This window comes from Paraburkholderia sp. UYCP14C, from assembly GCF_004197395.1.
Taxonomy (GTDB): domain Bacteria; phylum Pseudomonadota; class Gammaproteobacteria; order Burkholderiales; family Burkholderiaceae; genus Paraburkholderia.
The window spans coordinates 45,781-69,742 of sequence record NZ_SELS01000046.1 but is presented as its reverse complement, the minus strand read 5'-3'; the positions used below and the strand labels follow the sequence as shown (position 1 = coordinate 69,742).

20 protein-coding genes and 3 pseudogenes are annotated in these 23,962 nt (G+C 61.6%); 16 read left to right on the top strand and 7 right to left on the bottom strand.

From position 1 onward, the window contains the following. Together EVC45_RS46255 and EVC45_RS31660 are read left to right on the top strand one after the other, a co-directional pair. Positions 1–363 (top strand): annotated as a pseudogene (locus EVC45_RS46255) (hypothetical protein); the annotation flags it as partial. Between the two features lie 4 nt (positions 364–367). Further along, positions 368–727, top strand: a complete 360-nt coding sequence (locus EVC45_RS31660) for a hypothetical protein (RefSeq protein WP_129962106.1) — start codon at positions 368–370, stop codon at positions 725–727. A 541-nt stretch (positions 728–1,268) separates the two neighbouring features. Here the strand turns inward: EVC45_RS31660 and EVC45_RS31650 are convergent. After that, positions 1,269–2,150, bottom strand: a complete 882-nt coding sequence (locus tag EVC45_RS31650) for a LysR family transcriptional regulator (protein WP_129962114.1) — start codon at positions 2,148–2,150, stop codon at positions 1,269–1,271. 113 nt (positions 2,151–2,263) lie between these two features. Here EVC45_RS31650 and EVC45_RS31645 point away from each other — a divergent pair, with 113 nt between their 5' ends. Then, positions 2,264–3,142 (top strand): SDR family oxidoreductase, encoded by an 879-nt coding sequence (locus tag EVC45_RS31645; protein ID WP_129962113.1) that lies wholly within the window; start codon positions 2,264–2,266, stop codon positions 3,140–3,142. Positions 3,143–3,239: 97 nt separating this feature from the next. Here the strand turns inward: EVC45_RS31645 and EVC45_RS31640 are convergent, their stop codons facing one another. Continuing rightward, positions 3,240–3,440: a hypothetical protein gene (locus EVC45_RS31640; RefSeq protein ID WP_129962104.1), complete on the bottom strand. Its 201-nt coding sequence runs from the start codon at positions 3,438–3,440 to the stop codon at positions 3,240–3,242. Between the two features lie 143 nt (positions 3,441–3,583). Between EVC45_RS31640 and coxB the strand changes: the two genes are divergently transcribed. The 6 genes from coxB (at position 3,584) to EVC45_RS31610 (ending at position 11,612) form a co-directional block, all read left to right on the top strand. Continuing rightward, positions 3,584–4,537 (top strand): cytochrome c oxidase subunit II, encoded by a 954-nt coding sequence (gene coxB, locus EVC45_RS31635; RefSeq protein WP_129962103.1) that lies wholly within the window; start codon positions 3,584–3,586, stop codon positions 4,535–4,537. A gap of 84 nt (positions 4,538–4,621) precedes the next feature. Further along, on the top strand, positions 4,622–6,616 hold the full coding sequence (gene ctaD / locus EVC45_RS31630; RefSeq protein ID WP_129962110.1) for a cytochrome c oxidase subunit I: 1,995 nt from the start codon (positions 4,622–4,624) through the stop codon (positions 6,614–6,616). Position 6,617: 1 nt separating this feature from the next. Next, the gene (locus tag EVC45_RS31625; RefSeq protein WP_129962102.1) at positions 6,618–7,271 is read left to right on the top strand and encodes a cytochrome c oxidase subunit 3; all 654 of its coding nucleotides are present in this window, start codon (positions 6,618–6,620) and stop codon (positions 7,269–7,271) included. Next, positions 7,256–7,681 carry a hypothetical protein gene (locus EVC45_RS31620; RefSeq protein ID WP_211193506.1) on the top strand — a complete coding sequence of 142 codons (426 nt, stop codon included), beginning with the start codon at positions 7,256–7,258 and terminating at the stop codon, positions 7,679–7,681. The genes EVC45_RS31625 and EVC45_RS31620 overlap by 16 nt, the downstream gene beginning before the upstream one ends. Before the next feature lie 80 nt (positions 7,682–7,761). After that, entirely contained in the window at positions 7,762–9,120 is a 1,359-nt protein-coding gene (locus EVC45_RS31615) for a cytochrome c (RefSeq protein ID WP_248295327.1), read from the top strand. A 197-nt stretch (positions 9,121–9,317) separates the two neighbouring features. Next, positions 9,318–11,612: an FdhF/YdeP family oxidoreductase gene (locus EVC45_RS31610; protein WP_129962101.1), complete on the top strand. Its 2,295-nt coding sequence runs from the start codon at positions 9,318–9,320 to the stop codon at positions 11,610–11,612. A gap of 637 nt (positions 11,613–12,249) precedes the next feature. Here EVC45_RS31610 and EVC45_RS31600 read toward each other — a convergent pair. After that, on the bottom strand, positions 12,250–12,939 hold the full coding sequence (locus EVC45_RS31600; RefSeq protein ID WP_373683097.1) for a glycoside hydrolase family 15 protein: 690 nt from the start codon (positions 12,937–12,939) through the stop codon (positions 12,250–12,252). Then, complete coding sequence (locus tag EVC45_RS31595) at positions 12,908–14,743, bottom strand: thiamine pyrophosphate-requiring protein (RefSeq protein ID WP_129962099.1); 1,836 nt, start codon at positions 14,741–14,743, stop codon at positions 12,908–12,910. Before EVC45_RS31595 ends, EVC45_RS31600 begins: the two co-directional genes overlap by 32 nt. Before the next feature lie 255 nt (positions 14,744–14,998). On the opposite strand from EVC45_RS31595, the gene EVC45_RS31590 reads away from it, so the two are divergent. Then, the gene (locus tag EVC45_RS31590) at positions 14,999–15,877 is read left to right on the top strand and encodes a glucose 1-dehydrogenase (protein WP_129962098.1); all 879 of its coding nucleotides are present in this window, start codon (positions 14,999–15,001) and stop codon (positions 15,875–15,877) included. An 80-nt stretch (positions 15,878–15,957) separates the two neighbouring features. On the opposite strand, the gene EVC45_RS45820 is transcribed toward EVC45_RS31590, so the two are convergent. Beyond that, positions 15,958–16,158, bottom strand: a complete 201-nt coding sequence (locus tag EVC45_RS45820; protein WP_168991569.1) for a hypothetical protein — start codon at positions 16,156–16,158, stop codon at positions 15,958–15,960. On the opposite strand from EVC45_RS45820, the pseudogene EVC45_RS47040 reads away from it, so the two are divergent. From EVC45_RS47040 to EVC45_RS31570, 3 genes and pseudogenes are all read left to right on the top strand, one after another. Continuing rightward, positions 16,100–16,344, top strand: a pseudogene (locus EVC45_RS47040) (aldehyde dehydrogenase); the annotation flags it as partial. The gene EVC45_RS45820 and the pseudogene EVC45_RS47040 overlap by 59 nt on opposite strands. Positions 16,345–16,425: 81 nt before the next feature. After that, positions 16,426–17,019: a ParB-like protein gene (locus EVC45_RS31580; RefSeq protein WP_129962097.1), complete on the top strand. Its 594-nt coding sequence runs from the start codon at positions 16,426–16,428 to the stop codon at positions 17,017–17,019. 402 nt (positions 17,020–17,421) lie between these two features. Beyond that, positions 17,422–18,630 carry a hypothetical protein gene (locus tag EVC45_RS31570; RefSeq protein ID WP_129962096.1) on the top strand — a complete coding sequence of 403 codons (1,209 nt, stop codon included), beginning with the start codon at positions 17,422–17,424 and terminating at the stop codon, positions 18,628–18,630. 510 nt (positions 18,631–19,140) lie between these two features. On the opposite strand, the gene EVC45_RS31565 is transcribed toward EVC45_RS31570, so the two are convergent. Next, entirely contained in the window at positions 19,141–19,485 is a 345-nt protein-coding gene (locus EVC45_RS31565; protein ID WP_129962095.1) for a hypothetical protein, read from the bottom strand. Positions 19,486–19,487: 2 nt separating this feature from the next. On the opposite strand from EVC45_RS31565, the pseudogene EVC45_RS31560 reads away from it, so the two are divergent. After that, a pseudogene (locus tag EVC45_RS31560) lies at positions 19,488–19,649 on the top strand (protein mobD); the annotation flags it as partial. A gap of 554 nt (positions 19,650–20,203) precedes the next feature. Next, on the top strand, positions 20,204–20,821 hold the full coding sequence (locus EVC45_RS31555) for a LysE family translocator (RefSeq protein ID WP_129962094.1): 618 nt from the start codon (positions 20,204–20,206) through the stop codon (positions 20,819–20,821). A gap of 182 nt (positions 20,822–21,003) precedes the next feature. Here EVC45_RS31555 and EVC45_RS31550 read toward each other — a convergent pair whose 3' ends face one another. Continuing rightward, on the bottom strand, positions 21,004–22,437 hold the full coding sequence (locus EVC45_RS31550; RefSeq protein WP_129962093.1) for an MFS transporter: 1,434 nt from the start codon (positions 22,435–22,437) through the stop codon (positions 21,004–21,006). Positions 22,438–22,858: 421 nt separating this feature from the next. On the opposite strand from EVC45_RS31550, the gene EVC45_RS31545 reads away from it, so the two are divergent. Further along, positions 22,859–23,953 carry a porin gene (locus EVC45_RS31545; RefSeq protein WP_129962092.1) on the top strand — a complete coding sequence of 365 codons (1,095 nt, stop codon included), beginning with the start codon at positions 22,859–22,861 and terminating at the stop codon, positions 23,951–23,953. Positions 23,954–23,962: the final 9 nt, after the last annotated feature.

Sequence of the window (23,962 nt, the reverse complement as noted above, 5' to 3'; positions counted from 1 at the left end):
GCGGAGACAGCGCGCCGCGTGCGCGGCCGCATCAAGGCGATTCTCGATGCGGAAACGGTGTTAGGTCACCGCACGGGTAGCAACCCGGCGCGCTATGTTGACCATCTTCAATTGGTGTTGCCACGGTCGAAGAAGCGCGCACAGGTAAAACAGCACGCTGCACTTTCATGGGAAGAACTGCCGACGTTTGTCCATGAACTGGATCGCTGTTTTCCCCTCAATCGCTCACATGGAATAGGACGCCAGATCAATCGTTTACCCGTTACGGCAGCCAGGAGAGACCATCTTCGGCACGTCGTCGTGTCCCGCTTGCACCCTTCTCGTCGTGCTCCGGCACTGTCACCGCATCTATACAAGGACTGAAATCATGACCAGAACCCTGTTGTGCATCATTGCCTGCGTGCTGCCCATAGCGTCATTCGCGGAGGCGCCAAAGATTTTGAACGGTATGGTGGTCGACGACGATGGAATGACGCTCTACGCGTTCGATAAGGATACGGTGCCCGGGAAAAGCGCCTGCGTGGGTGCCTGCACCACCATGTGGCCCGCTGCTGTTGCCGATTCATACGACAAAGCGAGCGGCGACTGGGGGCTCATCACTGTCAGTGACGGCAAGCATCAATGGACATACAAGGGCCGCCCTCTGTATCGCTTCGCGCAGGACAAACAACCGGGTCAGATGAATGGCGACGGATTCAAGGGTATGTGGCATATCGTGAAGCCCTGAAGGCCTCCCGGACATATTCCCGGAAGGTCTGCTCCGACGTATCGCTGGCGGCGCGCGGTCAGCGGAGGTGCTTCGCATGACCGCGCGTACCAGACATGAGTACGTGACGTGGATAACTATCCCAAACCGGAATTCACGCGTATGCACATTCGTCGCACGGAGCAAGCAACGATGGCTTGACCGGGTGTTCCGTGTTGACTTAGTGACTGTCCTCGCGCAACGTCCAGATTGTCGCCGTATTCGTGTTGTCGTCTACTGCGGTGAATTGCAAGTGGCCCTTGCTATTGAGGCCGAATGCAAGGCCACCCGCATGGGCGCAACCGGTCTCTGGATGCGTTACTGCGCAACTGCGCTGTTTTGCGCGAAGCCGGCTGGCGGTCCAAAACATTCGTCCTGAGCCAGCGGCGGCTTTTTGGCATCGCGGCCCAACAGGTACAACCGGCCATAAGCGGAAAATCGAAAGCGCTACTGGCATGACCGTTGTCGAATTGATCGTCGAGCTGGTTCGCGCACCAGCATCCGTCGCATAGCGCCATGATTTTCACGATCGAACGGGGATACCCTGAAGCGCTTCCAGGAATGCTCTGACTTTGACACTCAGCAGCCGACGCGAGTGGTAAAGCGCCCATATTTCCACAGGAGAGTCCTCCTCTTTTCCCCAGCAGACAAGTCGTCCCGCCATCACGTCTTTCTCGACTAGCAGCCGAGGCAACATAGCCGCTCCCACGTGGGCCAGAACGGCCTCGCGTACCATCAATAGCGACGATAGCCGCAAGACTGGCATCGGCGCGAATGCTCGGGTGTCTCTGGATTCAGTCCGCACGCTCCAGATCGCCCCCGAGGTTGCAGCCGTCGCGACCACTGCCGGGACCGCGATTGGACCCGCATCATCTTTGCACACGGAAGGAATCGCCAGGGTTGGCGTTGCGACAAGCCATCGTTCATCATCACAGATGCGCTTTCCCACTAGTTGCTCGTCACGCTGCGGATCGACGCGGATCACCAGGTCGTAACCTTCGTCCACCGGATCCACGGTACGGTCTTCCGCAACAATTTCGACTTCGACCTGTGGGTACTCCAATGCGAAGCGCGCGGCGATCCCGCACAGCACGACGTGAGCGAAAACGATGGGAGCACTGATGCGCAGCCTTCCACGTGCGACCGGCGCGCGCGAAGCTACCGCTTCCCCCGCTTCCTGAAGCTCTGCCAGTAGCCCTCGAGTGCGCTCATGGAGTGCGATGCCATCTTCCGTCAGACGCAGACGTCGCGAGCCACGCTCGATCAGCCTAACCCCGAGTTCCTCCTCCAGTTCGGCGACACGCCTCGACAGCGTCGCCTTAGGGCGGTCCAGCGCTCGACTGGCGGGACCGAAGCCATGATGGGTGGCGACCGCGTTGAAATCGGAGAGCGCCGTTAAATTCATAATCGTTCCGTTCACGAGACGAGGTGTCTACATTCTATGACTATCGCTTCATATTCGGAACGAATAACCTCTCTTCACCGGGCCGTTTTTGGCCTTTCATCAGAGAGACAGTCATGGCAATTCTTGTCACTGGAAGTACGGGCGTCATCGGTAAGCAGGTCCTCGAACACCTGCAAGGCCGTGGAACGCATGTGTATGCGTTGACGCGGTCGCCCGAGAAAGCCCAGTTTGCCGACGGCATCACGGCAATCAAAGGCGATTTATCCGATCTGGATTCGTTGCGGCAAACGATGAAGAGCATCAGCACGTTGTTCCTGCTCGTGCCGAACGCGGCCGACGAACTGACTCAAGCGCTGCAGGCCTTGAGCATCGCGAGGGAATCGCACGTGAAGGGTGTGGTGTATCTGTCGGTGTTCGGGGCTGCAGAGTATGTCGACGTGCCGCACTTCACCGGGAAGCATGCGGTCGAGCGCATGATCGAACAGTGCGACATACCCGCGACCGTGCTTCGTCCCGCGTATTTTATTCAGAACGATGTCAAGCAGAAAGAGGCCCTGCTGAAGCACGGTATCTATGGGATGCCGATTGGTGACAAAGGCGTTTCCATGGTGGACGTTCGCGACATCGGAGAGGCTGCAGCCAGAGAGTTGCGGCGGCGTGAGCTTGCCGCAGACCCGTTGCCGCGAGAAACATACGAGTTGGTCGGTCCAGACGCGCTGGCGGCGGAATCCGTTGTGAAGATCTGGGTTGACGCGCTCGAACGTCCGATTCGCCACGGCGGTAACGATCTCGATCTCCTCGAGCAGCGACTAAAATCAGTCGCGCCGGCCTGGTTGGCGTACGACATGCGCCTGATGATGCAACGATATCAGCAGGACGGAGCTGTGGCTTCGACCGAGCAGATCGGGCGCCTGTCGGCGCTACTGGGGCGCCCGCCCAGGTCTTACCGCGATTTTGCGGTTGCCATGGCCGCTGAGTGGGCGAAAGAGTGACCTACGCGCGGCAGGGTGGCCCCTATGGGTTCATTGATTCCCTGCTGTCAGGTGTATTCGACGGCGACCCGCCCGAGTGGGACGCGCTGCCGCGTGTTCAGACCAATTTCTGGATCATTTTTCCCACCGGCGCTGCTCTGGCTCGCGGCATCTCAAGCACGTGGCATCTAATGCCATCATCGGTGCGCGGACGGAAACGGAAAAAGCCACCCGACTTGCGCTGATCTGCCGCGTTGACATGCGCTCCCCCCACGCTGTCCGACGCGGTCTGTTTTTTGCTCATGCCTTCGGTAGTCACGCCGTGCGCATCGAGTATGCAGCTCGAGGGGTGGGACGCGGGAGTCAAGATTGAACGCCGTTGAAACGGGTAGTAGGCCAGCGTCGAATGGCGCGCGCAAAGGACTGACGAGTCTGCTCGCGCTAACCGTGGCACCCGCACACATGGATTCGGCTCCGCTGAACTATTTTCTGCATGCGGCTGGTCCTGCCGCGCTCCCGACAATGCGGCTCGGCTGGGCGCTGGCGGCCGTAGCGGTGACGGTAACGGTGATCGTGGGAGGCCTTCTGCTTTGGGCGCTCATGCATAAGAGGCCGCCCGCGCAGCCGGAAGTGCTGAACGCTGAACAGGGCGGCATACATTGGATCTACTACGGTACCGGCGTTTCCTCGGCCGTGTTGCTGGCGCTCCTCGTCTACATCCTCATTACGCTGGAATCCGTGGCCTCGCCTGGCGCCCGCCCGCAGTTGACCATTACCGTGACCGCCTACGACTGGTGGTGGAAGATCGATTACGCGGACGACCCCAATCCTGCGCGCAACTTCAGCACCGCAAACGAAATTCATATTCCGGTGGGCGCGCCGGTCAAGGTGCAACTACAAAGCGCGGATGTCGTGCACGCGTTCTGGGTGCCGCAGCTCGCGGGAAAGACTCAAACCATTCCCGGACAAACCAACGAACAGTGGATTCAGGCGGACATGCCTGGTGTCTATCGCGGACAATGCTCGCAATTTTGCGGTGCGCAACACGCGCACATGGCCTTCGAAGTCGTTGCCCAGAACCCGGCCGAATTCGACGCGTGGCGCGATGCGCAAGGGGAAGCGGCTGCTCCGTTGAGTGGCAACCTGGTTGTCGAGGGCCAGCACCTGTTTGCGGAGCGCTGCGCAGGTTGCCACACCATTCGTGGCACGGACTCCACCGGCCGGCAAGCGCCCGATCTGACGCATCTCGGCTCGCGCCGCAAGATCGCGGCGGGCACGCTCCCCAACACACCCGATCATCTGCTCGACTGGATCGAGCACGCGCAGCAGATCAAGCCCGACACCCTGATGCCGGATATCGCTTTGACAACCGCGGATGCTGCGGCGCTGTCCGCCTATCTGGCGACTCTGCGTTGAAAGCCCACTGAATCCACGGAGCGCACATTGATGTCCGATCATCCCCAGAGCGAAGGTCCACCACTGGCGGGAGCCGTACGAGGCATGTCGGAAAGCGAGTCCGTCGACGCGCCGCCGCTCGTGCGCAGGCCGTGGCGTGGCCGGGTGCTTCCGGGCAGTGCCGAGGAGAAACGTCTGCGCGAAATCTGGGAAGCGCCGCCAGGCTGGCGCGGCTGGCTCTCGACGGTCGATCACAAAACCATCGGTTTGCGTTACCTGGTCACCGCTTTCGTATTCCTGTTGATGGGCGGTCTCGAAGCGTTGCTGATGCGTATCCAGCTCGCGCGTCCAAATGCGACCGTCCTTACGCCCGAACAATACAACCAGCTCTTCACGATGCACGGCGTGACGATGATCTTTCTCTACGCGCTACCGGTTCTGTCCGGATTCTCGAATTATCTGTGGCCACTGATACTTGGGTCGCGCGATATGGCGTTCCCGCGACTGAACGCGCTGTCTTATTGGGTCTTTCTGTTCGCAGGTATCTTTCTTTACGCGAGCTTTCCGGCGGGGCAGGCGGCGGATGCGGGGTGGTTCAACTATGCGCCGCTCTCAGGCCTCGAATACAGCACGGGCCCGAACATCGATGTCTATGCACTCGGGATGGTGCTGCTCGGCATCTCGACGACGGTCGGCTCGATGAATTTCGTGGTGACGCTGTTGCGGATGCGCGCGCCCGGTATGTCGCTGGACAGGATGCCGGTGCTGGTGTGGGGCACGCTCACCGCGTCGGGCGGTAATCTTCTCGCAGTGCCGTCAGTGAGTCTCGCGTTCCTGATGCTGTGGATGGACCGCCGCGTCGGCACGCATTTCTTCGACGTGCTGAACGGCGGTCGTCCGCTGCTCTGGCAACACCTGTTCTGGATCTTCGCGCATCCCTGGGTGTATGCGGTGGTGCTGCCTGCAATGGGCATCGTCTCCGATGCGTTGCCGGTGTTTTGCCGGCGTCCGCTGGTCGGCTACGGACCGGTCGCGCTGTCGACGGTCGCCACGATGGTCATAGGTTTCGTGGTGTGGATTCACCACATGTTCGCGACCGGCATTCCCGCGCTCGCGCTGTCGTTCTTCGGCGCGGCCAGTATGGTGATCGCGATTCCCAGCGCGGTCGCCACGTTCGCGTGGATTGCCACCATCTGGACCGGCCGGCCGGTATTCCGCGTGCCGTTCCTGTTCTTCGCGGCGTTCGTGCTGCTGTTCGTGATCGGCGGTGTGTCCGGGGTGATGACGGCGGCTGTGCCGTTCGACTGGCAGCTCACCGATACTTATTTCGTGGTCGCGCATCTGCACTACGTCCTGCTCGGCATCAATGTGTTTCCCGTGATTGGCGGCATCTACTTCTGGTTTCCCAAGTTCACCGGCAGGATGATGAGTGAGCGCCTCGGCAAGCTGGGCTTCTGGGTGTTATTCGCCGGCTTCAATATTGCGTTCTTCCCGATGCATATCGCGGGGCTACTGGGCATGCCGCGCCGCATTTACACCTATCCGCCCGACATGGGCTGGAATACGGTCAATCTCGTCACCTCCTTGGGGTCGTTCCTGTTTGCGGCGGGCGTGTTGATTTTTATCGTCGATCTGCTGGTGAGTCTTAAAAGCGGCAAGCCCGCTGGCGACAATCCATGGGATGCTCCCACGCTCGAATGGTCGGTGAGCTCACCTCCACCGCCTTATAACTTTGCGGTGGTACCGTCGCTCGCGAGCCGGCATCCATTGTGGGAGGGCCGCATTGACGAGGTGGACAGCGATCACCGGTCGCGCTCGCAGCTCGACGAAGGCTATCTGCTTGCGCAGGGCCGCGAAGCGCTCGGCACGACCGCGCTGGAGGCGCTGCCCGATGTGATCCTGAAGATGCCGGGCGACTCGTATACACCGTTCTGGCTCGGGATATTCGTGACGCTCGTCTTCGCGGGACTCGCGCTAGGGGAATGGATTTTTGCGGGCGCAATGCTGGCAGGCTGTGCTGTGTCGATCACGGTGTGGTTGTGGCCCGAGCGCGGGCTCGTCCAGCGGGAACCCGTTCCCGTTCACGATACGGGAAGCTGACATGAGCGACGCCGTTGACATCAATCACCCATCGGGGCAGTCCGCGGAATCGGCACTCCCGTTGCCGGTGGGGAGCGCGGGCGAACGTTCGGGCGGCTGGTGGGGCTGCCTGACGTTGATTGCGACAGAAGGGGCATTGTTTGGCTACCTGATCTTCACGTATCTGTATCTCGCCTCGCAAAGCTCGCAGCACTGGCCGCCTGAAGGGCTGCCCAAGCTTGGGCTCGGCATCGCGAACACGATCATCCTGTTGTCGAGCAGCGCGTTCGTCTGGCTGTGCGAGCGTTTGGTGCGACGCAGACGCTTGCGTTGGGCAGTAACTTCGATGGCGGTCGGCGTCGCGCTTGGGTGCACATTCATGGGTATCCAGTTGCTCGAATGGCATAACCATCCGTATGGCCTCACCACGCATCTGTATGGCTCGCTGTACTTTACGATCACCGGGTTTCACATGGCACACGTGGCGGTGGGCATCGTCGTGCTGGCGCTTCTGCTGCTGTGGACCGCACTCGGCTACTTCGACGAAAAGCGCTGCGCCGCGTTGACGATCGGCGGCTTGTACTGGCATTTCGTCGATATCGTGTGGCTGTTTATTTTCTGCACGCTGTATCTGACGCCGTACCTGTTCCAGGAATGGTCATGGCCGCGGACATGAAACCACCCGATACGCCGTCTCCGACGCGAGTGCGCCTGCTCGCCGCATTGCTGCTGGCACCGCTGGCTTGGCTCGTGCAAATGCTGATTGCCGAGACTCTGGCCGCGCAGAGTTGCTATCCAGGTGGCGAGCCGCTGCCTGCGCCGGTCGTGCCGTGGCTGCGCCCGGCTCTGATGGCGATCAGTGCGGTGTGTTTCATAGCCGGCGCATCCGGCAGTCTGATTGCGTGGCGCAATCTACGCCGGGTCGGAGCGAAGAATCGCAGTACGTTGAGCGATGTGCCCCAGACGAAACTCGCGCTCGCGGGGTTTCTGGGCCGCGTCGCTGCGATGTGCAGCGCCCTATTCATGTTCGCGCTGGTGGCGACGGACGTGGCGTTGGCGATCGTGTCGCCGTGCCGGTGGTGGTGATCATGAACGCTTCCAGCGAGTCCGTTACGCGGTCCCAGGGTCGATGGCGGCGATTGCTCAGGCGCCTGAGAATAAGCGCGATGATGGCGTGGGCGCTGGGATTCGGATTGACGGGAGGTCGGGCGGCGAGCGAAGCCACACCGGCAACGGGCGGCAGCCCACCTGCCGTCGCAGGCAGAACCGCCGATAGCGCCGCAAGCAATGCCGACCCGGCGGAGATTGCTCGCGGCGCATATCTTGCCAAAGCCGCCGACTGTGCCGGCTGCCATACTGCGCCACCACGCGTAACACCGCCGGGCGCCACGCCCGTTGCATCACCGTCTTTCGCCGGCGGCCTGGGAATGGCGACGCCATTCGGTGTCATCTACTCATCGAACATCACGCCCGACCCGCGTACCGGCATCGGCCGATATAGCTACGACGACTTTGTGCGCGTCTTGCGCGACGGCATCGCACCCGGCGGCACGCGTCTGTATCCGGCCATGCCGTACCCATCGTTCGCAAAGATTTCCGATGATGACCTGCACGCGCTTTACACCTATTTCATGCACGGCGTGAAGCCAGTCGGCACTCCTGCACCGCAAACGCGTTTGCCGTTCCCCTTCAACCAGCGCTGGGCATTGATGTTCTGGGACTGGATGTTTACGCCAAGTGGCGTGTTCAAGCCCGAAGCCGGGCGCGACGCGCAATGGAATCGCGGTGCGTATCTCGTGCAATCGCTCGGACATTGCGGAGCCTGCCACACGCCTCGTGGGCCCGCTTATGAGGAGCGCGGCTACAGCGAGTCCAGCACGGCTTATCTGACGGGTGGCACCAACGACCATTGGTTTGCACCGAACCTGACGGGCGATCCTGGTTCGGGACTCGGCCGCACTTCCGCCACCGACATTGCCGCCTTCCTCAAGCACGGCCACGGTGGAGGACTGATCACCTTCGGCAGCATGGTGCAGGTTGTGGAGGACAGCACGCAGTATCTGAACGACGACGATCTCGGCGCGATCGCTGCATACCTGAAGAGTCTTCCGCCGCGTGCCGCGAGCGGCCGCTTCGATGCACAGTCGCGCGCTGCACTGCAGACCGTACAGGCGTTGAAGACTGGCGATGTCGAACGCCCGGGCGCCGGCATCTATGCGACCTATTGCGCGCGTTGCCATCAGGTGGATGGGGCGGGCGTCTTGCATAAATACCCGCGCCTCGCGGGCAACCCCGCTGTGTTGTCGCCTTCGGCGACATCGCTTGTGCGACTGCTCGTCGAGGGTGGCGGCAGCCCGCAGACCGACGGGGGACCGGAGGCCCGAAAGATGCCGTCGTTCGCAGGTAAATTGAACGACACTGAAATGGCCCATGTGCTGACCTTCGTTCGCAACACATGGGGCAATGCGGCTTCGCCCGTGACGCAGCATGACGTATCGAGCGTTCGCGCGGCCTTGCACAAATAGACAAAGGGGAAGACCTCGAAGCCGTTTGGGTTCTCGCGACCTGGTCTGTCGGCTGGGGCGTAGCCTTCTCGCAATGTCTCGCGTCGCGGCGAGTCGACGCGGCGCAGCAAGCACCGTCCCGCGACAATGCGGTGCGGCCTGGAACGCGACGTGCTGATTGCTCATGACGTGACATTTCTGGTGAACGGGGTGGACTCATGAGCAAAGACGACAAAAGCGACGCGTATCCGTACGCATCGGGTGGATGGGGTTCGGTCAAGGCAGTCGCGACGATCCTGTTGCAGGAAAAAGCGCCGCTGAAGGACAGCCGGGTCCTCATGCATCAGAACAAGCCCGATGGTTTCATGTGCGTCAGTTGTTCGTGGGCGAAGCCGGCGGATCCGCATACGTTCGAGTTCTGCGAAAGCGGCGCGAAAGCGACGGCGTGGGACCTCACGGCCAAACGCGTGACACCCGATTTCTTCGAGCTCCACACGGTCAGCGAACTTGCGAAATGGCACGACCACGATCTCGAAGAGGCGGGCCGGTTGACCGAGCCGATGCGCTACGATCCGGTCACCGACCGGTACGTGCCGGTGCCGTGGCAGGAAGCATTCGATGCGATCGGTGCCGAACTGCGCACTCTCGAGCCGGCCAGCGTGGTCTTCTACACTTCGGGGCGCGCGTCGCTCGAGACCTCGTATATGCTGCAGCTTTTCGCGCGCATGTACGGCACCAACAATCTGCCCGACAGTTCGAACATGTGCCACGAAAGCACCGCCGTCGGACTCAAGGAGTCGATCGGGGTGGGCGTCGGCACGGTCTCGCTCGACGACTTCGAGAAGACCGACCTGATGTTCTTCTTCGGCCAGAACGTCGGCACGAATAGCCCGCGCATGCTGCATCAGTTGCAGGATGCGCGCAAACGCGGTGTGCCGATCATCACGTTCAATCCGTTGCGCGAGCCGGGCCTGCTGCACTTCGCGAATCCGCAGTCACCGGTGGACATGCTTACGCCCAGCGATACGCAGATCAGCACGCAGTACCATCAGGTGAAGACGGGCGGCGATACCGCAGCGATCCTCGGCATCTGCAAGCTCGTCATCGAAGCGGACGATCGCGCGGTGAGCACGGGCGGCGCGCGCGTCGTCGATATCGATTTCGTTCGCGAGCATACGAACGGCTACGAGAATTTCGCGCAGTACGTGCGCGCCGCGAGCTGGGACGACATCGAGCGCGAGAGCGGTCTGCCCCGCGCCGCGCTCGAAGCGGCCGCCGACGAATACATCAAGGCAAACGCGGTGATCATCCACTACGGCATGGGCCTCACGCAGCATCGGATGGGCGTGCAGAACGTGCGCATGGTGTGCAATCTGCTGATGCTGCGCGGCAATGTCGGCAAGCCGGGCGCGGGGCCATCGCCGATACGCGGACATTCGAACGTGCAGGGACAGCGCACGGTCGGCATCACCGAAAAGCCTGAACTCGCGCCGCTCGATCAGCTAGCCAAACAGTTCTCGTTCGAGCCGCCGCGCGAGAAAGGCATGAGCATCGTCGAGGCCTTCGAGGCGATGCTCGACGGCAAGGTCAACGCGATGATCAACCTGGGCGGCAACCTCGTGCGCTCGGTGCCCGACCGGATTCGCACCGAGCCGGCGTGGGCCGCGCTGGGGTTGACCGTCAACGTGACGACCAAACTCAATCGCAGCCATCTGGTGCACGGCCCGCGCTCGTATCTGCTGCCGTGTCTGAGCCGCATCGAAATCGACCGGCAGGCGGGCGGCGAGCAGGCGGTGTCGATGGAAGACAGCACGGCGCACTTTCACGGCTCGCATGGCGTGGTCGAACCGGCAGCGCCGACGATACGCTCGGAGCCGTTCATCATCGCGGGCATCGCGAAGGCGACGCTCGGCGAGCAGTCGAGCGTCGACTGGGATGCATGGCGCGACGACTATTCGCGCGTGCGCGTCGAGATGTCGAAGACGTGGCCCGAGATGTTCCATGACTTCGAGTCGCGCATGTGGACGCCCGGCGGCGTTATCCGGCCACTGCCCGCGCGTCAGCGTGAATGGAAGACCAAAAGCGGCAAGGCTGAGTTCATGGTGCCCGCTTCTCTCGGTGAAGATCCCGACATGCCCGGTCGCGAACCCAACGCGCTGAGGCTGATGACCTTGCGCAGTGACAGCCAGTTCAACACGACGATCTATAGCCTCGACGATCGCTTCAGGGGAATCAAGGGTTCGCGCATGGTGATCCTGATGAATCCCGCCGACATGGAAAAGCGCGGCCTCGCGCATGGCGACATTATCGGCCTCGAGACGATCGCGGACGATGGCGTCGAGCGCCGCGTCGACGGACTCAGCGTCGTGCCGTTCGACGTCCCGCAGGGATGCATCGGCGGCTACTACCCGGAGTGCAATCCGCTGCTGCCGCTGTGGCACTACGCGAAAGAGAGCAAAGTGCCGGGCGCAAAGTCGATTCCGGTGCGGGTCGTCACGGCCGGCGCGCGCTGAGGAAAGCCGGCCGGTACGCCAGGTGCTGCCGGCGACCGCTTACGTGAGCGTCTGTAATGAACGGCATTGAAGGGTATAAGCCTTGTTCGATCGTCTGCACCTCATGCAAGGAGAAGTCGCGAGGCGCTGACGACGACTGACCGGCACGAGGTCTGGCATATTCGTTGCGCTTCCAGATTGCCGCCGTGCGATATCTAAACCAGTGCGTGTTGAACGGACTCGCTCGTCGGCCTTTCCGCGCGTTTGCGGTCATCTAAGGGAGGCAATCATGAAGGCAATGAAGGCAATGAAGACAGCAATTGTGTGTCTTGCTCTGGTCGGGACGTCCGTCGGTGTGGCATCTGCACAGGGGGCCGGCGGCGGCGGCGGAGGGACGAGCGCTGGGGCTGGCGTGGCGGGCGGAGCCAACGGAGCGGGCCCGGGCGGGGCGGGAGTTAGCGCACCGAATACCGGCGGCGCGAGTGGGTCGATGTCCGCATCGAAGGGATCGACAACAAAGTCCTCGACTCGCATGCCCCACAATGCCAAGCACGCAAAGGGCGCGTCAGGCACGGCTGCATCAAGTGCGCAGTGAGTGCCAAACTCCCCTGAAGCAGGTGATGGAGTGACGCTGCTTCAGCGCGATCCATAAGGGACCTTATATGGCGCCCTGCGCGATAGCAGGGCCGCCCAGGCGCAATGCAGTATTCACCACCGCCAGATGAGTCAACGCCTGCGGAAAATTGCCCGATAGATGGCGGCCGGGAACGTTGTATTCCTCCGCCAGCAGGCCCAGGTCATTCGCCGTAGACAACACGCGTTCGAACTGGGCGCGAGCCTCCGCGTGGCGCCCCTGCAGGTGCAGACAATCGGCAAGCCAGCAGGCACATGCAAGGAAAGCGCCCTCGTGAGGCCCGCCATGCGTCGATTGAGTTCGACGAACCAAGCCGCCCTCGGACAACTCCCGTTCGATGCGCCCGGTCGTGCTCGCCATTTTCGGATCGCTGGCGGAAATGAATCCGACGGCCGGCAGCAACAGAAGGCTGGCATCGATGGTCTGGCCGCCATAGTACTGAACAAAGGAATTCAGCCCGTCGTTCCAGGCCTCGCGGAACACTTCTTCGCGAATACGGTCGCGAAGCGCCGACAATCGGGCACAGGTCGCGTGCCCGACGCTGCGGGATCGCTCATGGTTTGCCACGAAGCGATCGAGTGCGACCCACGCCATGACCTTCGAATACGTGTAATGACGCGGGCGCTGACCGGCGCGGAGCAAACATCCAGGTTGGCGATGCGATCTTTCATTTGCGGCCGCCTTATTTGTCGTGATGCCCAGGCAGCACGGCACCGAGCACCTGCTTCGCCGTTTCGACGACTACGTTGCCCTCGTCGGGATCGCCTTTCATCAGTGTCTGCGCGAAAGCCTTCGCCTGCGCGAGCGTGATGTGCGGCGGCAGCGGCGGCACGTTCGGATCGGCCTTCACCTCGATCACGACAGGACGATTCGACGCGAGCGCGTCGTCCCAGGCGGTGGCCATCTGCTCGGGATTGTCGACGTAGATGCCCTTTAAACCGATCAGCTCCGCGAAGCGGTGATACGGAATGGACGGAATGTTCTGCGAGACCTCGAACTTCGGATCGCCTTCCATCACACGCTGTTCCCACGTGACCTGATTCAGGTCGCCATTGTTGAGGACCATGCAGATCCAGCGCGGATCGCTCCAGCCTTGCCAGTACTTCGCGACGGTGATCAGCTCGGCCATGTTGTTCATCTGCATGGCGCCGTCGCCGACCAGCGCGATCACGGGCCGCTCGGGGTAGGCGAACTTCGCGGCGATCGCATACGGCACGGCCGCGCCCATCGACGCGAGGCCGCCCGACAGCGAGCACATCATGCCGCGCTGCACCTGCAGATCGCGCGCGTACCAGTTCGCGACCGAGCCCGAGTCGCTGGTGACGATCGCGTTCGATGGAATGCGCTTCGACAGTTCCCATACGGTGCGCTGCGGATTGAGGCCGTCCTTGGCGGGTTCATGCGCGCGCTTCTCGAGCGTCTTCCACCAGTCGGAGACCCAGCCTTCGATGCGCTCGCGCCACGAGCGGTCCTTCTTCTCCTCGAGCAGCGGCAGCAGTGCGCGCAAGGTCTCGGCGCTATCGCCAACGAGGTTGACTTCCATCGGATAGCGCAGGCTCAGCATGTCGGCCTTGATGTCGATCTGCACGCCGCGCGCGTCGCCTTCCTTCGGCAGGAACTCCGAGTAGGGAAAGCCCGAGCCGATCATCAGCAACGTGTCGCAGTGGGTCATCATGTCGTAGCTCGGCTTCGTGCCGAGCAGGCCGATCGGGCCCGTCACCCATGGCAAATCGTCGGGCAGCGCGGCCTTGCCGAGCAGCGCCTTCGCGACGCCGGCGCCGAGCTTCTCCGCGATGGCGAGCACTTCGTCGGTTGCGTTGAGCGCGCCCGCGCCGACCAGGATCGCGACCTTGCGTCCCGCGTTCAGCACGTCGGCGGCCTCGCGCAACTGTTCGTCGTTCGGTACGATGCGCGGGCGCGCGTAACCGATGCCCGAATGCAGGGTGCCATGCTTGCGACCCGGTGCTTCGTAGGGGAGGTCTTGCAGATCGTTCGGCAAGATCAGCGCCGTGACCGCACGCTCGGCGAGCGCGATGCGCACCGCGCGATCGACCAGGTGACGCACCTGCGCGGGCATCGTCGCAAAGCCGACGAACGAGCCGGCGACGTCCTTGAACATCGCCGGCAGATCGAGTTCCTGCTGATAATGTCCGCCGATCGCGGCGCGTGCCTGCTGCCCGGTAATCGCGAGCACCGGCATGTGGTCCATGCGCGCGTCGTACAGTCCCGTCAGCAGGTGCGATGCGCCAGGCCCGGATGTGGCGATGCACACCCCCAGCTCGCCGGTGAACTTCGCATGCGCGGCGGCCATGAAGGCTGCCATTTCTTCATGGCGGACCTGGATGAATTCGATCGGGCCGGGCTGATCCGTGCCCTTGTTGCGTTTCTTCGTTTCGCTTTGCGCTCGGCTCAATGCGCCGAACACGCCGTTGATGCCGTCGCCGGGATAGCCGTAGATACGCCGCACGCCCCATGCATGAAGACGCTCGATGATGAAATCGCCAACTGTTTGTGTCATTGAAGTCTCCAGTTGCTGAGGATGCCTACCGTGCAACCGCGCAAGTATCATTCCGTGACATTTCAATCCGTAATGTCGGTTCGAGCCTGCGGTCTTTCGCACCAGTGAATCCCGATTTGCACGAGAGCTGCGTCGCGGGCCTGACGATTGCTCGGAAGCAGGCTCATGGGTGGGTTGGCTCGGATGACGAACCGATTCGCATGCGCACCGGGGCCGTCCCGCGTCACACAGGATGATTCGAATTCAGGAGATGTCATGAGCGACAAGCAGAGTGAAGCTCGACGGCCAACGCCGCCGTTTCCCGCACAGCAGCAGCACCACACACCCGGCATCACGGCGGAGATGAACCCGCAGCCGGACCATGGCGAGAAGACCTACAAAGGTTCGGGACGACTTGCGGGTAAAGGGGCGATCATCACCGGCGCTGACAGCGGGATAGGCCGCGCCGTGGCGATTGCGTTCGCGCGCGAAGGCGCCGACGTGTTGATCGCTTACCTCGACGAACACGACGATGCACGCGAGACGGCGCGCTGGGTCGAGCAGGCGGGCCGCAAGGCAGTGCTGATGCCGGGGGATATCAGGCAGCACGCGCATTGCGACGCGATCGTCGCGCGTGCCGTCGAGGCCTTCGGGCGGCTCGATGTGCTGGTCAACAATGCGGCGTATCAGATGAGCTATCCATCGCTGGAAGCGATCAGCGACGAAGAGTGGGACAAGACATTCGATACCAACATCGGTGCGATGTTCAGGATCACACGGGCGGCCGTCCGGCACATGAAGCGAGGCGCGGCGATCGTCAATTCGTCGTCGATCAATGCCGATCATCCGAACCCGGGGCTGATTGCATACGCGACCACCAAGGGCGCGATCCAGAATTTCACAGGTGGCCTTGCGCAACTGCTCGCGGAAAGAGGCATTCGCGCGAACTGCGTGGCACCGGGACCGATCTGGACGCCCTTGATTCCTTCAACCATGCCAGCAGAGAAAGTCGAGAAATTCGGCCAGCAGGTTCCGATGAAGCGTCCCGGACAGCCCGCCGAACTGGCGGCCGCCTACGTGATGCTCGCATCGGATGAAGCCAGTTATATCTCCGGGGCAACCATCGCGGTGACCGGCGGCGCGCCGATTATTTGAGGCGGTGCGGCCGACGGTGGCCACGCAGCTTACGCGACAGCGTGGGACGCCTCTTCCAGTCGCGGTCATGACTGTGCGGCTCAGAACCACTCAAGCGCAGTGTGGGCGATCGGCGCGGTGTCGGTCGCGAGCCAGTACAGGGTACGCGTCAGCCGACGCACTTTCATGTCGCCTACCGCCTTGCGATGTCCGGAGAGCAGCACGAGAAGGATCAGCACACGGGCGAAGAAGGGTCGACTCGCGTTGGACTTCGGGCAGTTGTGGATGAGAGGCCAGCACATCGCGACAGGCCAGGCTAACGTGAAGGCGTACAACCGAAATTGCGCGACCTGATTGCGGCGGCCAAGGCCAGACCGTCGCAGATCATTTCGCACGAGTTACCGCTCAATCATGCGCCGGAAGGTTACAGGCATTTCGACGTGCGAGACGAGGGATGGACCAGGGTCGTGCTCAAGCCTGCCGCGTGAGTGTGGGACGCCGCCGCATCTGATGTGCGGCGGGGTCGAACGCACGGACCGGTCGCACGTTTTGACGGAGTGGAGGCAAAAATGAAGATGCTGAAAATCGACCGGTTGCGCCCGACCCAGATAACGCATGGCATGCGCGAAATTCGCGAGAAGACGCGGGCATACCGATCATTGACCGGTCATGACCTTGAGATGGCGATTGCGGAAAAGCCGATCCCTGTGGTCTATGGTCCAGCTGATGAGTTCTACGTGATTGATCACCATCACGTGGCAACCGCTCTCTGGCGAGCGGATGTCAAGCGCGTCCCCATCGTTTTCATCAGAGATTTATCGTCGCTGTCGAAAGCGGAATTCTGGCTGACGATGGAAAACAATCGCTGGACTTATCCATACGACGCTCACGGGCAGCGTGTGGCTTTCTCGGAGATGTGCGAACACGTCTGGGAACTGACAGACGATGAGTTCAGGAGTCTGTCGGCATCGGTGCGCGACGCAGGCGGTTACGAAAAGACGGCGGTCCCGCTCGAGGAATTCCGATGGGCTGATTTCTTCCGGCGCAATCTACCTTTGCCCACAAGCAACGCGGAATATGAGTCTCTGGTCAAGCGCGCGGTGAAACTCGCAAAAAGCATGACAGCGCTCGGACTTCCTGGGTACTTGGGGCCCACGGACTGACAGCATTGACACGCTCGCGGAAGCTGGACCTGAGCGAGGGGGGCGGGCCGACGCCGAATCCTTTACGATGCGGGCGCGAAGTGCTTCCCCAGCCTTGAGATAGTAGTAACGCATGCTGTCGGACGTGCGGCGTCGCTCACCGGTTTGATACCAGTCGACGAAAAACCCGATCTCGACGTGCTTGATGTCGTTGGCTTCACGGATTCGGCGCATTGCTGAAGATTTGTTCCGGCCGAAGGACGAGTCTGGATGCAAAAAGCAGGGCGGATATCGTTGTGCCTGTATTGTGGCCGGCGGTCTCGGGTGGTCACTTTCGTCCCCCGTGCGCGCGGGCACACGTGTTGCGACAGTCGTCCGTACGGCGGTGAGTACGCCGCACTGCAATTGCGTCGGGAGGCAATCATGAGACAAACCGTGTTAGGCGTGTACGACAGCTACGCCGATGGATGTTCCGCGCAGCGGGCGCTTGGGGATGCGGGCATTGCCCAAGCCGATATCACCATCTATTCGATGTCGGCAGGCGCTCCGCTGGAAAAGGGGCCACGTGTCTATGCACCCGGAAGCGGTAGTGTGCGCCATACAAAGCCGGTGTTTGATCAGCTTGAGCAATTATTTGCGCGCCTTTTCCCGCCTGGCGAGTACCCGCCGGATGCCGAGGACTATCGGGAGTTCATCCGCCGCGGAGGAACGATTGTCAGCGCCGACGTTTCAGAAATGCAAGTCGAGATGGCACGCGACGTCATGCGGCGCGCGGGCGCAGCCGATATCGAAGAGCAGACTAATGCGTGGCGGAATCGGTTGGGAGAAGCAGATATCTCTGAACATCGGACACATCAAGGCAGCTCTTCAGTTCGTGAGACATCCTCCCTGTATGGTGCGTCAACCGGATTGCAATACGACACAGTAGGCGTGGAACGAAAACCCGTGCCAGGTAACGACGGCGTTCCAATGGGAGCAGGTCAGGCGCCTTCGTTGCCGAAGACCGATGAGCCTGCTATTTCGCGAGATACGATGCAGGTTTCTCGTATGTCACCAGCAACCGGCGATGTTCAATTCAAACAGGGGACTGAAGCGCAAGACGCTGCGTTTTCATCAGATCAGCAAAAATTGACCGGTGGAATGCAACAGGTCAGGACACGCACGGAGGAGCCTGTTTCCAATCCGTCCGCAGAGTACAGGCAGCATCAGACATTGGGGGTGGCTGACGTTGGAGTCGCACATACATCAGCGGATGCGGCTGCAGGTGTCAAATACCATGCAACCTATCCGTCTGATGACGGTACAGGTCCGGCACAAGCACAACCGAACTCCTGGTCAGGAAGCGTTAGCAATCCTGTCATCGGTAGCCCGCTGGATGACGACCCTTATGACGATGAATTTCGCAGGGACTACGACGACCACTATGCGCACACAGGCGGGTCGTATGACGAATATCGCCGCGCATACACGCACGGAGCGACGCTAGGACAAGACGAGCGATATCGAGCGCAAGACTGGACATCAATCGAGTCGAGTGCGCGTGATGATTGGGAGTCGCGTTATCCGGAAAGTGGGTGGGAGCGATTCAAGGCTGCAGTGCGACATGGGTGGGAACGAGTTACGGGACACTGACGTTACTTGCAGTCGTGTTCGATGATCGAGCGTTGCCGGGCAGTGTGCTAATGCGCGGGCTCCTGCGTAAATTTTCCACCTTCCCGGCTCCCCGGGACCGGTGGCGCACCCATTGAGCATCCAGCCAGCACATGGGGGCGGTCCGGCGCTGTAGCGGAGCCGGACGGCTCGTGGCATTGCACGCGCGGGCGCACGACACTTGTACACGCTCACGATCGTTTCGGTAGAGAGTTCGGTCGCACGATCAGCGAATCAATCGGGGCGAGCCCGCGCTCACCCCGAGCGTGATTTACGCTTACCCGACGCAAAACCTGACGGACGAGCTACGCACACAATTCAGCCTTATGTGAAGCTTCACATAAGGCCGAACTCTGCTCCTTCAGACGTGAGGTTGGATGTCCGCACTGCTTTGTCAGCTGCCTCGGAAGGCCGGACGGGGCACCTGGCGGCAGTGGGGCGCAATTGGTCCCCCGGCGGGCGCCAGGATAAAGCCTTCGGGGGTGACGATGTCTATACGAAACTGCACCATACAATGTGCGCGCGCACATGGTCGAGTGGCGTCGAGGGACTGGCGTCGTCGCCGTCGGCTGTCTTACCGACCCACAGCGCACGACCCGCGACCGTTTGATCCGACCACAGCCGGCAGTGAAAGCACGCCCGCGCGTCCTTCCGATAACCGTCCTCTTCGAGATACATGATATCCGAGCCCGCGTCATGCAGACCCACAGCCTGGATGAAGTCGCAGTGCATCAGGGAATGGATTTCCTGCAGGACACTGGGGGCATCGACTGCGGTACGCTCTACCGCTTCCACGGTGCGCGTCCAGGGATCGATGAGATAGGCGAACCTGGTCATGGCTGGACGCGACTAACCCCATCTATCTCGTCGGTGGCAGCAAGGTCGGCGTGGGCAAGAGCTTTGTTGCGCTCGCGCTGGCCGATTATCTGCTCCGGCGGGATATTCATTCGGCGCTGGTGGAAACGGATATCGCCAACCCGGACGTGATGAAAGCAGTCCAGTACGGGACGCCGATAGCGACGTAGCACTTGCAGCGGATGAAGGAGACGCTCAGAGCGGGACATTGTGCATCCTGTTGTCAGCACTGGTGTAAGTCGACCACGACGCTATCGGTCACTCAAAGTCGAATGCGATAGGTCGCGTCCAGACAGACATTGCATTGTTGACGATCTGCGCGGCGGTCGAACGTCTCATTCTGGCCGACAGTAGCCGTTCGACACCGTGGCTCGTAAGCAGGCGGCCAGAAGCATTCGCGCGGATCAGTGGCCGCTTGGCGGCGTGATGGTTTAGTGAGTGCAATCGGCCGACACTGTTGAAAGAAGTCGTTGCGTGGTTTTATCAGTCCCGCCGCGAGAAATTCGACCTCTCAGATCAGCCCGCAAACCGTTCGCGCACACCGGTCAAGGGTAAGAAGACCCCTAAAAACCTTGCGCGAAGTACGGACAGTGAGTTCTTCAACAGTATCGGCCGACAGCGGTCAATCGTGAATTGCTTCAGAATGCTCCCGATGAAGCAACGCCACGTTCTGTCCAACCACAATTCACTGAGGCTATAAATGGTTGATTCGTCTGCTATCGTGACAGTCTTTTCTGTCTATGCGGCCGGTGTCGTCATACCCGGGCCGAACTTCGTCGCAATCACTCACAAGGCGGTAGCCGGCAGACGCTCCGATGCGCTCGCGCTTGTCGCCGGAATCGTGACGGTGAATCTGTTCTGGGCGACTTGCGCCATCCTTGGTATCGGAATGGTGTTCGCTATTTTCCCGTGGCTCGCTGTCGGCGTTAGGCTTGCCGGCGCGGCCTATCTGATCTGGTTCGGGCTGCGACTCGTTGTGTCGGCACGGGCAACCCCCTCCGTAGCAAGTCACCCAACGAAGGCGCCTCTGTTTCGTGCCGCGTTCCTGCAAGGCATCGCGACAAATATCGCGAACCCGAAGTCCATCGCCTTCTATGCGGCGGTGTTTTCCTCAGCGGTGCCCACCCACGTTTCCACGCCGACGTTCTTCGCGATGCTTGCTACTGTCGGTGCATCAGCGACGTGCTGGTACGGAGCAGTCGCGCTCGTTCTATCGCACGCGGCGATTGCGACGGCGTATCGTCGCGCGAAGGCATGGATCGACCTCACATGTGGAGGGCTCATGATTGCGCTGGGGGTCCGGCAGGCATTTCGTTAGCAAAGCGCCCGACGGAGCCTGTCTGACCGGCCGCTTTGCGTGTAGGCGACCGTCCCTTGCGGGTCGCGAGTACGCGTTCGCTGCAGTGGCGCATGACATTCCCCGTTGCCGTAGGGCGAATGTCGGGAACTCGATGGGTAGCTGCCGCACAATCGCCGAGACCGGGCCATCAGCTCTTTGCGTCAGGCGCGCGTCGCACCGAGGCCTGCGTCCGTCACGCCCGCCGTATTCTGGTCGCGCAAGCTGGCGTGCGCACTCTGCGAGTGCCGATGCTCGCGCTCAAGGCTCAGACGGAACTGGCGGCAGCCAAATCCCAACAGCACAGTCGCGAGCAGCGCCGCGACGAGACTGACCACCGACATCGATTGGCCGACCGCGAGCGGCGAGCCGAACACCTTGTCTGTCAGTAGCGCGACGAGCGTCGTGCCGATGCCGAGACCGATCAGGTTCGAGATCAGCAGAAACACCGCCGAAATCTGCGCGCGCATCTGGTTGGGCGCGAGCGTCTGCATCGCAGCGGTTGAAGTCGGCATCGGAAACGACGCGAAGAACATCGCAATCACCAGCAGCGTCAGCGACAAGCCAAGGCTATCCACCAGCGTGAACGCGGCGGCCGGCAGCGCCATCGCCGCCGCGCCGATGCAGCCCGCGAGCATCGGGCCGTCGCTGCGTCCGCGGCGTAGCAGCCAGTCGTTGAGCCAGCCGCCGCAGAACACGCCTGCCGTGTTGGCGACCAGCAGAATCGTACCGAGCGTATAGCCCGCTTGCACTGGCGACATGCCGAAGCGGCGCATATAGAACGCGGGCGTCCAGCTCATCAGGCAGAACAGCGTCATCGCATAGAACGAGAAGCCGATGTAGTGGCAGAAGAACGTCTTGCCATGCGAACGGATAAAGCGCGCCGAATCGGCGAGCGACACGCGCCGTGCTTTGCCGTTGGCGTCTTGCACGAGCCCTTTGCGTTGCGGGTCGCGCACCGTCAGGATAAACACGAGCGCGACGATCAGACCGGGCAAACCGACGATGAAGAACGTAACCTGCCACGCGTGCACGGCGCCCACGATCGGCAGCGTCACCATCGACGCCTGCTTCAGCAGCGCGATCACATAGCCGCCAATCAGAAACGCGATGCCGCCGCCGATGAACGAGCCGAGCGAGTAGACGCCTGCCGCGCGGCCGAGCTTCTCCTTCGGGAAGGAATCAGCGAGCATCGAATAGGTACCCGGCGACAGCGACGCTTCACCGACGCCGACGCTCATGCGCGCAATGAACATGTGCAGGAAGTTCTGACTGATGCCGCAGGCGGCGGTGGCGACGCTCCACAACGCGATGCCCGTCGCGATGATACGGGGCCGCGCGAAGCGGTCGGCGAGGTACGCGAGCGGGATGCCCATCACCGCGTAGAACAGCGAAAACGCAAAGCCGTGCACGAGACTGAACTGCGTATCGGTCAGATGCAGGTCGCGCTTGATTGGCTCGATCATCAGCGCGAGCACCTGCCGGTCGACGAACGAGAAGACATAAGCAAGCATGCAGATCAGCACGACGTACCACTCGTACGTGTAGCGTTTGGCACCTGATTCACTGGCTGGTGGGCTGACAGTGGTGCGGGTCATTGAATTCTCCGATGTGTCGATCGTGTTGTGGGCGCGAAACCGGTGGTTCTCCGATGCATTGGCTCGGAGGAGACGGACCAGCGTACGCAACCAAATCTCGGCGACCAAGGTGCATGTGCCATAGGACATACAGGGGCAATTACTGATCCGACTAAAAGTCTTACCAGGCGCATCCGCTGCAAGCCACGCCAGACGGGCGCTTGCGGCGTTATCCGCGGTGCGCTGCTGCGCGCATGAACCGGATCTATAAGTGATATGCGCCCGGTTTGATCGACGGCCGATATTGGCCTTCCTAGACTCCCCCCGATTCTGCTTGGCAAACCCCGCGCACAGCGGAGCTTTGCCAGTTCTTCAACTAGAACACGCGCTTCGCGGATTGGCGTGCGACGCGACGATCGACATTTCTCGCCGGGACGACAGGATGACCAACTGGAAGTGGTTTGTTTCACTCGTGGGGATGACGGCAATGCCAGCCCTCGCGCAATCGAGCATCACCCTGTACGGTCGTATCGATACAGCGCTCGAGTACGCGAACTTCGGGCCGAATCATGTCGCGCGGATGGGAGGAGGCAATCTGTTCGCGAACCAATGGGGCTTGAAAGGCGTCGAGGATCTGGGCGGCGGCTACGCGACGATCTTCAAGCTCGAAAACGGCTTCAATTCCGCCAACGGCGCGATAAGCGGCAACGGCGCGCTGTTCGGCCGCGAGGCGTGGGTCGGACTGACCGGTCCTTTTGGTGGCCTCCAGGCCGGCGAAACCTATACGGTCCTGCATACGTCGTTCGTTACCTACAGCCTGCCCGGCTACGGCGCTGGCCTCGCATGGGGCAACGCATCGAACAACTTCGTGCTGCCCATGTTTCTGCGCACGAGCAACACGCTGCGCTATACGTCACCGCGCATCGGCGGCTTCCTGCTGCGCGCGACGGCCTCGCGCGGCGCCAATGGCGCGACCAACGTGCCGTCGACGCTCGGCGATACGTACGGCGCCTCCCTCAACTATGGGAACGGGCCGCTGTCGATCGACGTCGACTACATGCAGCAGAAGTTCAGCACGTCGACTGCCGCAGCGCTGTCGCCGACCAGTCCCACCGGCACCGGCAATTACGCGCTCGGTGCGATTTCGTACGACTTCGGATTCGTGAAGCCCGCGTTCATTTATATGCGGCATCGTGGCGGCCCCGACGTGACGACTGCCGTGGCGAGCGCGTTCTCGAACCCGCACAACGACTTCTTCGAACTCAACGCGACGGTGCCGATCGGCAACGCGTCGCTGCTGGTGAGCTACGGTCACTACCGCAAGATCGCTGACAGCGAAGGCAACGCCGATTCATACGGGCTGCGTCTGGACTACCCGTTGTCGAAGCGCACGGTTCTCTATACGGGCGCGGCGATGGTCCGCAACGGCGAGCACGCGGCGTTCACGATCAACGGCGCGGGCGGTGCCGGCGTGGCAGTCTCCAAGCCGGGTGCAACCGCAAGCTCGGTGGTGGCCGGTATTCTGGCGTCGTTCTAATCGAGGTGA